General features: G+C 47.6%; 8 protein-coding genes. 6 read left to right on the top strand and 2 right to left on the bottom strand.

All coding sequences use genetic code 11. From position 1 onward, the window contains the following. The first annotated feature begins 134 nt into the window (after positions 1-134). Positions 135-1,523, top strand: coding sequence for an argininosuccinate lyase (argH, locus tag QUB64_RS24800; RefSeq protein WP_333275962.1), 1,389 nt, complete (start codon positions 135-137; stop codon positions 1,521-1,523). A 102-nt stretch (positions 1,524-1,625) separates the two neighbouring features. Here argH and QUB64_RS24795 read toward each other — a convergent pair whose 3' ends face one another. Continuing rightward, on the bottom strand, positions 1,626-1,817 hold the full coding sequence (locus tag QUB64_RS24795; RefSeq protein ID WP_194066729.1) for a hypothetical protein: 192 nt from the start codon (positions 1,815-1,817) through the stop codon (positions 1,626-1,628). 630 nt (positions 1,818-2,447) lie between these two features. On the opposite strand from QUB64_RS24795, the gene QUB64_RS33060 reads away from it, so the two are divergent. The 4 genes from QUB64_RS33060 (at position 2,448) to QUB64_RS24775 (ending at position 4,552) form a co-directional block, all read left to right on the top strand. After that, positions 2,448-2,681 (top strand): redoxin domain-containing protein, encoded by a 234-nt coding sequence (locus QUB64_RS33060; RefSeq protein ID WP_333275960.1) that lies wholly within the window; start codon positions 2,448-2,450, stop codon positions 2,679-2,681. A 170-nt stretch (positions 2,682-2,851) separates the two neighbouring features. Beyond that, positions 2,852-3,307: an NUDIX hydrolase gene (locus tag QUB64_RS24785; RefSeq protein WP_333276016.1), complete on the top strand. Its 456-nt coding sequence runs from the start codon at positions 2,852-2,854 to the stop codon at positions 3,305-3,307. Positions 3,308-3,596: 289 nt separating this feature from the next. Next, the gene (locus tag QUB64_RS24780) at positions 3,597-4,403 is read left to right on the top strand and encodes an alpha/beta fold hydrolase (RefSeq protein WP_333275958.1); all 807 of its coding nucleotides are present in this window, start codon (positions 3,597-3,599) and stop codon (positions 4,401-4,403) included. Beyond that, a complete protein-coding gene (locus tag QUB64_RS24775; protein ID WP_333275956.1) occupies positions 4,400-4,552 on the top strand; it encodes a hypothetical protein in 153 nt (50 codons plus the stop codon). The genes QUB64_RS24780 and QUB64_RS24775 overlap by 4 nt, the downstream gene beginning before the upstream one ends. Positions 4,553-4,721: 169 nt before the next feature. Here QUB64_RS24775 and QUB64_RS24770 read toward each other — a convergent pair whose 3' ends face one another. Beyond that, complete coding sequence (locus QUB64_RS24770) at positions 4,722-5,621, bottom strand: pantothenate kinase (RefSeq protein ID WP_333275955.1); 900 nt, start codon at positions 5,619-5,621, stop codon at positions 4,722-4,724. Between the two features lie 317 nt (positions 5,622-5,938). Here QUB64_RS24770 and QUB64_RS24765 point away from each other — a divergent pair, with 317 nt between their 5' ends. Next, the gene (locus QUB64_RS24765) at positions 5,939-8,038 is read left to right on the top strand and encodes a GAF domain-containing sensor histidine kinase (protein WP_333275953.1); all 2,100 of its coding nucleotides are present in this window, start codon (positions 5,939-5,941) and stop codon (positions 8,036-8,038) included.

The raw sequence follows: 8,038 nt of genomic DNA, 5'->3' as shown, positions 1-8,038 counted from the left end.
CCGGAGGACTAAAGTCCTTACTACGAACCGGAGGACTAAAGTCCTTACTACGAACCGGAGGACTAAAGTCCTTACTACGAACCTGTTTTTATAGGGTTCTGCAAGAGAGAGATCATCTAGTTTTACCTTCAGCAATGACAACAACACAACCGAAAACTTGGAGTCAAAGATTTGAGTCGGCGCTGCACCCGGCGATCGCACGATTCAATGCTAGTATTGGCTTCGATATAGAACTGATTGAGTATGACTTGACCGGTTCTATCGCTCATGCTAAAATGCTGGCCAAAACTGGGATTATTTCCGCAGCAGAAGGCGAACAATTAGTCAATGGTTTGGAACAAATCCGCCGCGAATACCGCCAAGGTCTTTTTGTGCCGGGAGTTGATGCAGAAGACGTTCACTTCGCTGTAGAAAAGCGCCTGACGGATATTGTCGGGGATGCTGGCAAAAAGCTGCACACGGCCCGATCGCGCAATGACCAAGCCGGTACTGATACTCGCTTGTATTTGCGCGATCGCATTGCCGAAATTCGCGAGCAATTGCGGGAATTTCAAGGGGTGTTGCTCGAAATTGCGGAGCTTAATGTCGAAACTTTAATCCCAGGTTACACCCACTTGCAGCGCGCTCAGCCGATTAGTTTGGCTCATTATCTGTTAGCTTATTTTGAAATGTCCGATCGCGATTGGGAACGCCTCGGCGATATCTCGAAGCGGGTGAATATTTCGCCTTTGGGTTGCGGCGCGCTGGCGGGGACGACTTTCCCGATCGACCGACACTATACCGCAGAACTCTTGGAGTTTGACAAGGTTTATGCTAATAGCTTGGATGGAGTGAGCGATCGAGATTTTGCGATCGAATTTCTCGCAGCCGCCAGCTTAATCATGGTACATCTGAGCCGCTTGTCAGAAGAAATGATTTTGTGGTCTTCTCACGAATTTGGATTTATTACGCTCAAAGATAGCTGCGCTACAGGTTCTAGCATCATGCCCCAGAAAAAAAATCCCGACGTGCCGGAGTTGGTGCGGGGCAAGGCGGGGCGGGTTTTCGGTCATTTGCAAGCCTTGCTTGTAGTAGTGAAGGGACTGCCTTTAGCCTACAACAAAGATTTGCAAGAAGATAAAGAAGCTTTGTTTGATACCGTGAAAACGGTACAGGGTTGCTTGGAAGCAATGACGATTTTGTTGCGGGAAGGAATCGCGTTTAATGGCTCACGCCTCGCTGCTGCCGTTGCAGAAGACTTTTCCAACGCTACAGACGTAGCAGATTACTTGGCTGCAAAAGGCGTTCCCTTCCGGGAAGCTTACAACCTCGTGGGCAAAGTCGTCAAAACCTGTCTTTCGGGGGGCAAACTCCTCAAAGATTTGACACTTGAGGAGTGGAAAGACTTGCACCCAGCTTTTGATACAGACATTTACAGCGCGATCGCACCTCAGCAAGTGGTGGCGGCTCGCAATAGTTACGGAGGTACCGGGTTTGAACAAGTGAGAAAATCACTGATTGCTGCGCGCGATCGGATCGCCTAAACATCGTCGTTGAATTATTGGACAAATTCTGGCTGGCTATCTCTCCTTAGAACGATCGTGTTTTGCACTGTGGTTCTAAGTTCGGCAGATAGCCTGACTCTATTACTCTTCAGCAGCAGCCATATCTTTGTCCCGTCCGCCGCCGCTCATGGCGCCCATGCCGCCGCCGTTGCCACCGTCAAATCGCCTTCTCTTGTTGGAGAACATATCTTGATTTCTCCGCTTGCGAAACTTGCGAGCGTATGCTTGATTTCGTTGTGCCTTCTCTTTCTTGAGATTGCGGCGCTTAGCCATTATGACCTCACTAATAAACATTGACATTCCCCTGGCTTTCACGCCCGGGGATTCTTAAGCTTGACACTCTCACCACTCTTAGTGACTGAGATTCTTGCTTGGGCGAAGTCACTTGCTTGCAACTGGATTTCTCCAGCCGCTTTAGAGGTGTCTTCTCCCCAAGCGTGAATTCCGGTATACCCTACCGTACTCTATCAGTTCTCTTTATGTAGTTAGGTTTTGTTCAAATTTAGCCTTCCTAAACCGCAACACCTATCGGTGTGACTACGCACTCAACTAATCCAGTTAAGTTTTTACGTTGTCTAGTTATACTCAATTTTAGACCGATGATGATTATATCACACCCAGCACTCTTACGGATCGAGAAGAAAACTCTATACTAAAGTCCCTTGAGACCGTTAGCATTGAGCATCCGGGATCAAGCGGGACTGCTTTTTTTAAACTTTTGAGAATATTCCTCTAAGCACTTGACAAATAACGCAAATGACGATATTGAGGTGGCGTAGCACTTGCCTTCAGCCTGCCCGACGGTGCCGGCAATTTGGTTAGCCTCGCAGATTTTATCCTAGGGGCGAGTTGTACTCTATTTTTACCCTCGGGGCAATACCCCCGGCTGTATCAAAGAAGCTTGTGGCTTTCGCGACATTTACTCAGACTACCAGTCGCGCAATATTGCAGTGCAGGCGCGTCAGCACAGACGGGGCAAAATCTCACGCCAAGTTTGCAGCTAAAGATCGACTGCCTTTTCCTTTGCTGTGCGACTCCAGCGCTGAAGTCGCTACCACGGTTGTTACGGACTCAAAAAGTTTATGGGAAAAGAATTTATGGGCATTACTCGATCTATCCAAGAGCGATCGACCCTGATGGTAGGATTGAAAAGGTTTATTGCTTTCGTTAAACCAGAATATCACGCAGCGGAGATTTGAGCAGACTTGCCGGAGATTTCGCCTGAAGGAAGAATTAACAATTCAGACCCCAAATCTGCTCGCGCAGCAGGTCTAAAATTACTTTCCCCTAAACAAGCTTTTGAGTTTATGAGTCGATGGTGGCAATTTGTACAAACTGTGCTCGGGCTGATTTTTCGACATCCGGTCACGGGTACTGCGGTGATTCCTGTATTGCCTGACGGGCGAATTGTCTTAATTCGCCGCCGCGACAACGGTCGCTGGGGACTGCCCGGAGGTATGGTGGATTGGGGAGAAGATATTCCGACGACAGTCCGGCGGGAATTGGCGGAGGAAACAGGACTCGATTTAGTCAAAATTCGCCGCTTGGTGGGCGTTTATTCGGCTGCCGATCGAGATCCTCGCCTCCACTCGATTTGTGTCGTGGTGGCAGCAGAGGTGGAGGGAAAGATGCAAGTTCAGGATACGCTGGAAATCAGCGAGGTTGAGGCTTTTTTGCCGGCATCCCTGCCCCATGACCAGCTCAGCCACGATAACGACCAGCACTTGCAGGACTATTTTCAAGGGCTGACAACTTTGGCGTAAACTGGCGGAGCATCCTAATTTGAGCAAAGTCGGGAATTATCTCGCCGGAGCGTCGATTTTCGCATGGGAGATTTGAGATTTACTCGCAGCGCAGTGAATCACAGGCTCCCGAAATTGAGTCGAAAATTTTGAGCTCTCCACGACTACTGTCGGGGGCTTGTATCCCTTTTTGGGGGGGTCAAAAGTTGGTAGCGATGAGTGGGGAATTAATTTTTAATCTTTCCCTACTTGAATTTATAATCTCTGAACATTAAATTAATAATCTTTTTATTGCTGAATATTTAACCGGATGTACTCACCGCTACGCAATTCTCGGGTCAAACTCTCTGTAGGGCAAATCTTCTGGCGCGAAGGCGGCCTTGGCCCAAATTTAGTATTTTTGCACGGTTCTTGGGACGACAGCAGTCAGTGGCTGCGGACGATCGAGCATTTGCTCCCCTACTACCAATGCTTCGCACCGGATTTGCTGGGGTTTGGCGATTCGGAACGCCCGAATGTTCATTATTCGATCGACCTGGAAGTAGAATGTCTCGCCCAATACCTCGATACTTTGAACCTGCGACAGGTTTATTTAATCGGTCACTCTGTGGGCGGCTGGGTGGCCGCCAGCTACGCGATCAAATATCCCGATCGAGTTCAGGGTTTGGTGTTGTTGGCCCCAGAAGGCGTCAAGGCTGGCAACCAGCGGGGGCGGTGGCAGACGGCTAGCTGGCTGATCGGTCAACCTCCGCTGGCTTACTGGTGGCTGCGATCGATCTATCCAATTGCTAAGCTGCTGGGTAGCCAAAACAAGATTGACAGACTGCTAAACTTCAGACAGCAGTTGATGCAGTCCCGAGTTGCCGTGCAGTTGCTGTTCCGGCGGCGGCGGGCTGAAATTACAGGCGAGTTAGTTGATGAGAATTTGCCTTTGCTGAGAGCGCCTGTTTTGCTGTTGCACGGTTCTGAAGATACCCCCGCAGCTTCGTCTCTGTGTGAATCCTATGCTGCTCTGGCTCCTAATGCCCAACTGCAATCTGTCAGTCCGGGAGAAAGCAATTTGCCGCAGGAAGTCCCGGATATTGTTGCTAAGTATATTAGCGATTTTGCTAAATGAATTTGTCATTGGGCATGGGCCAAACAGGTCATCGGGCATCGGGCATCTTGCCCGCTCGCGAAGTCGAAGGGTGGGCATCGGGCATCGGGCATGGGGCATTGCAAATTCCAAACCATCATATTCACCAGCTCTTCCCAATTCTTCAATAGATTTTTTGTGAAAGTCTTTTTAACCAAATTTTGGAACGGGCAAGATGCCCGTTCCACATACAAAATTTATGTTGTGGAACGGGCATCTTGCCCGTTCCTACTTGCCGCTTGCAAGAAATCTAATTCTTCAATCCTTCAATCCCTCAATCTAAAATCTAAAATCTAAAATCTAAAATCCCAGGGTTCCCCAAAAAATAGCCTCTGGTGCATCAATGACCGAGGCAGCCGTATCGGGAAATAGTGCGGCGAGGTATTGCAATAACAAAATGCGATCGCCCCCCGTGACTGCAATTTTGCTATTTGGAAACAACCTCCGCCAATCTTCAATAAAATCTCTAACTCCTGCCACCGCCGCATAGACAACTCCGCTTTGAATTGCCCCAGCAGTATCTGTAGCCCAGCGATGCGGCAGATTTTCTGGTAAGCTGACTGAGGGCAATGCAGCGGTTTTTTTCCCTAACGACGACAACTGCAAACCCAAACCTGGTAAGATGGCACCCCCAACTAAATACCTATTGACATCAGCCCCAGTAAATGTTAAAGCTGTACCAGCATCTATAAGTAAAACTGGCCAACCCAATTGGTTGCCAGCACCCAGTAAAGCTAAAGCTCTGTCAATTCCCAGGCTAGGATAGAGTCCCCCGATCGGCAACTGGTCTAAAGTAATAATTCGGACTTGAGGATAACTCTGCCAGATTGCTGTTTGCTGGGGAACAACTGATGCCAAAACCAGAGGTAGCGGCACTACAGAAAGTGTGTGAGGACTAGAAACAGCGCCAGTAGCAGGAAGACAAAGGAGATTTTGAGCAGATATTTGCTCGATCGACCTCATGACTGTTTGCACTAAATATTCGGTCTTTTCCTCCTCAGAGAGCGCGGAAACAGCATCAGCTTTGAGATGCTCTGTATCCCATGTTTTCTCCAGGGTTTTGCCCGCAAATAATCCCCAGTGCAGCCGCGAATTGCCGATCGCCAAAGCTATTGTAACCTGGTCTTTACCTGTCAATCCAGGTGTAACGTTGTCGGTGCAAGCTGGCGGGCAAAAATTGTCGGCAATTGAGTTTTCCATGTTGATCGAGCGCGCGTGCAAACATTGAACTAAAGATAGATTTTAGATTAATTTGCTTCGGTTAATTGGGCGGTTAACTCTAATTGACATCTGACGAAAAAAATGGCGCGCGCCTCATTAGTATTGTCGGCTACTGAGCGCCTAATTATTATTTATAAATATTTGTAAAGCAAATAATTGCTATGCTCAGGCTGCATCATTTATAATGTGTTCAGATCTAGTAACAGTCCTGGTAGCTAAGGTCGGGCTGTTGGCGGGGTAAGCAAATTTGTAAAAAACCAGACTCTATCCAAATACTGTACAAGTGCTGAGTAAATATGTCTTTAAAAATACAAGAACACGAAAACCCCTACCAGAGATTAACTTCGCGATTGCCTGCACCTGAAAACTGGAATCAAGAAGAAGGTCTTTTGCTGCCGGAAGTAGACCAACAAAAAGCCATCATCGTGCAGATGCAGCAGCAAGTTCAGCTATCAAACTTGCTGAACCAAATTAATAACGAAATTCGCAGCACCCTTGATATAGAACAGATTTTAACATCGGCCTGCCGGTTGCTGGGGCAAGCGCTACAGTGCAGCCGCGCGAGTATTTTAGTCAAAGAATCCCATACAGAAAAAACGTTAGTCACGCGGGGAGAGTACAATGCGGGAGACTATCCCATACAACTGGGGATGAAAGTACCGATTACTGACAACCCGCACTTGGCCGCAGTCGTATCTGGGCAAGAGTCGCTAGCATTGACGAAGTTTCTCGATTTTCCGGGGTTGAACGCACAAACCAGAAAAATTGCCGAGGCTTTGGAGATTAAGTCCATGCTGGCAGTAGCTACTCGCTATCAAGGTGAAGTAAATGGCATAATTGGGTTGCATCAGTGCGATCGCGAACGAGAATGGACCCATTGGGAACAGCAACTTTTAGAAGGGGTAGCATCGCAATTGGCGATCGCGATCAATCAAGCTAAACTCTACAGCAAAACCCGCCGTCAAGCAGAACGAGAATCTCTGCTGCGACTGATCGGCAACCAAATTCGCAGTACCCTGGATCTGGGAACAATCCTGCAAACAGCAGTGAGGGAAGTCCGCCAACTGTTGCAGTGCGATCGGGTAATTATCTACCAATTTGATGACAACTGGCAAGGAAAAGTTGTCGTTGAAGATATGACGGTTCCTTGGCCTTCTATCTTAGGAGATATGGGGGCAGATAAGTGTTTTAGAGGAGATTACGCCGATCTTTACCAGCAAGGGCGAGTCAAAGCAATTAATGATATTTTTAATGCAGGTTTAGAGCCTTGTCACGTTGATTTTTTAGACAGCTTGCAAGTAAAAGCTAATCTGATCGTACCGATTGTTACTTCTAGAAGCGAAGAAAATTCACTGGCGACAGGTACAAATGCTAATTTCCAATTTCCCGGTAAACTCTGGGGTTTGTTGATTGCTCACGAGTGCCACGATACGCGGAATTGGCAGCGCCAAGAAATGGAGTTGCTGTCGCAGCTAGCCGATCAAATGGCGATCGCCATTCAGCAAGCAGAACTTTACAGCAAAGTCCGAGAAGCGGCGGTGAAATCTCAAGCTCAAACCCAGCAATTGCAAGCAGCCTTGCAAGAATTGCGCTCGACTCAACAGCAATTGATTCAAACCGAAAAAATGTCGGGTTTGGGGCAAATGGTGGCGGGAATTGCTCACGAAATCAACAACGCCAACAATTTCATCCACGCTAACTTGTTTCACGCTCAAGAATATTTCAAAATCTTGAACGAAGCTCTAGAATTGTGCGGTAATGCCTGCCCGGAAGCAAGAGATGTAATTGTCAGAATCAATGAAGAACTAGAACTCGATTACGTTCGAGAAGATTTTAGTAAACTTCTCAATTCGATGCGGGAAGGCAGCAGCAGGATTCGCTCCATCGTGACAACGCTGCGCAGTTTTTCTCGTTTAGACCACGCTGAATTTAAAGCTGTCAATTTGCATGAAGGTTTAGAAAGCAGCTTGTTGATGCTGCAAAATAAGCTAAAAACAAACATAAAAATTGAAAAACAATACGGAAATTTGCCGCCAGTTAAATGTCATGCCGGCCAAATAAACCAAGTATTTTATAATTTGCTTGACAATGCTTTAGATGCGATCGACTCAGCGGGAAAACCGGGAGAATTAACTATCCGCAGTTGGCAAAGCGAGCCGGACTGGATCGCAATCTCTGTGCGCGACACCGGCAATGGCATTCCGGCGGAAATTCAAGACAAGATTTTTGACCCGTTTTTTACGACTAAACCAGTGGGAAAAGGTACGGGTTTAGGACTTTCGGTGTGCTATCAAGTAATTGTACAAGCTCACGGCGGCCGGATTCGGTGCGTCAGTCAAGTCGGTGAAGGAACTGAGTTGATTGTGGAGTTGCCACTTACCCATCATAAGGGTTGA

Source organism: Microcoleus sp. Aus8_D2 (assembly GCF_036702665.1).
Taxonomy (GTDB): Bacteria; Cyanobacteriota; Cyanobacteriia; order Cyanobacteriales; family Microcoleaceae; genus Microcoleus.
Note: the sequence above shows the minus strand (reverse complement) of the source record. Positions and strands in the feature narration are given on the sequence as shown.

What these genes read in the sequence shown, in the direction of transcription:
- argH (WP_333275962.1), top strand. Translation starts at nt 135, where the DNA reads ATGACAACAACACAACCGAAAACTTGGAGTCAAAGATTTGAGTCGGCG.
- QUB64_RS24795 (WP_194066729.1), bottom strand. Translation starts at nt 1,817, where the DNA reads ATGGCTAAGCGCCGCAATCTCAAGAAAGAGAAGGCACAACGAAATCAA.
- QUB64_RS24785 (WP_333276016.1), top strand. Translation starts at nt 2,852, where the DNA reads ATGAGTCGATGGTGGCAATTTGTACAAACTGTGCTCGGGCTGATTTTT.
- QUB64_RS24780 (WP_333275958.1), top strand. Translation starts at nt 3,597, where the DNA reads ATGTACTCACCGCTACGCAATTCTCGGGTCAAACTCTCTGTAGGGCAA.
- QUB64_RS24775 (WP_333275956.1), top strand. Translation starts at nt 4,400, where the DNA reads ATGAATTTGTCATTGGGCATGGGCCAAACAGGTCATCGGGCATCGGGC.
- QUB64_RS24770 (WP_333275955.1), bottom strand. Translation starts at nt 5,621, where the DNA reads ATGGAAAACTCAATTGCCGACAATTTTTGCCCGCCAGCTTGCACCGAC.
- QUB64_RS24765 (WP_333275953.1), top strand. Translation starts at nt 5,939, where the DNA reads ATGTCTTTAAAAATACAAGAACACGAAAACCCCTACCAGAGATTAACT.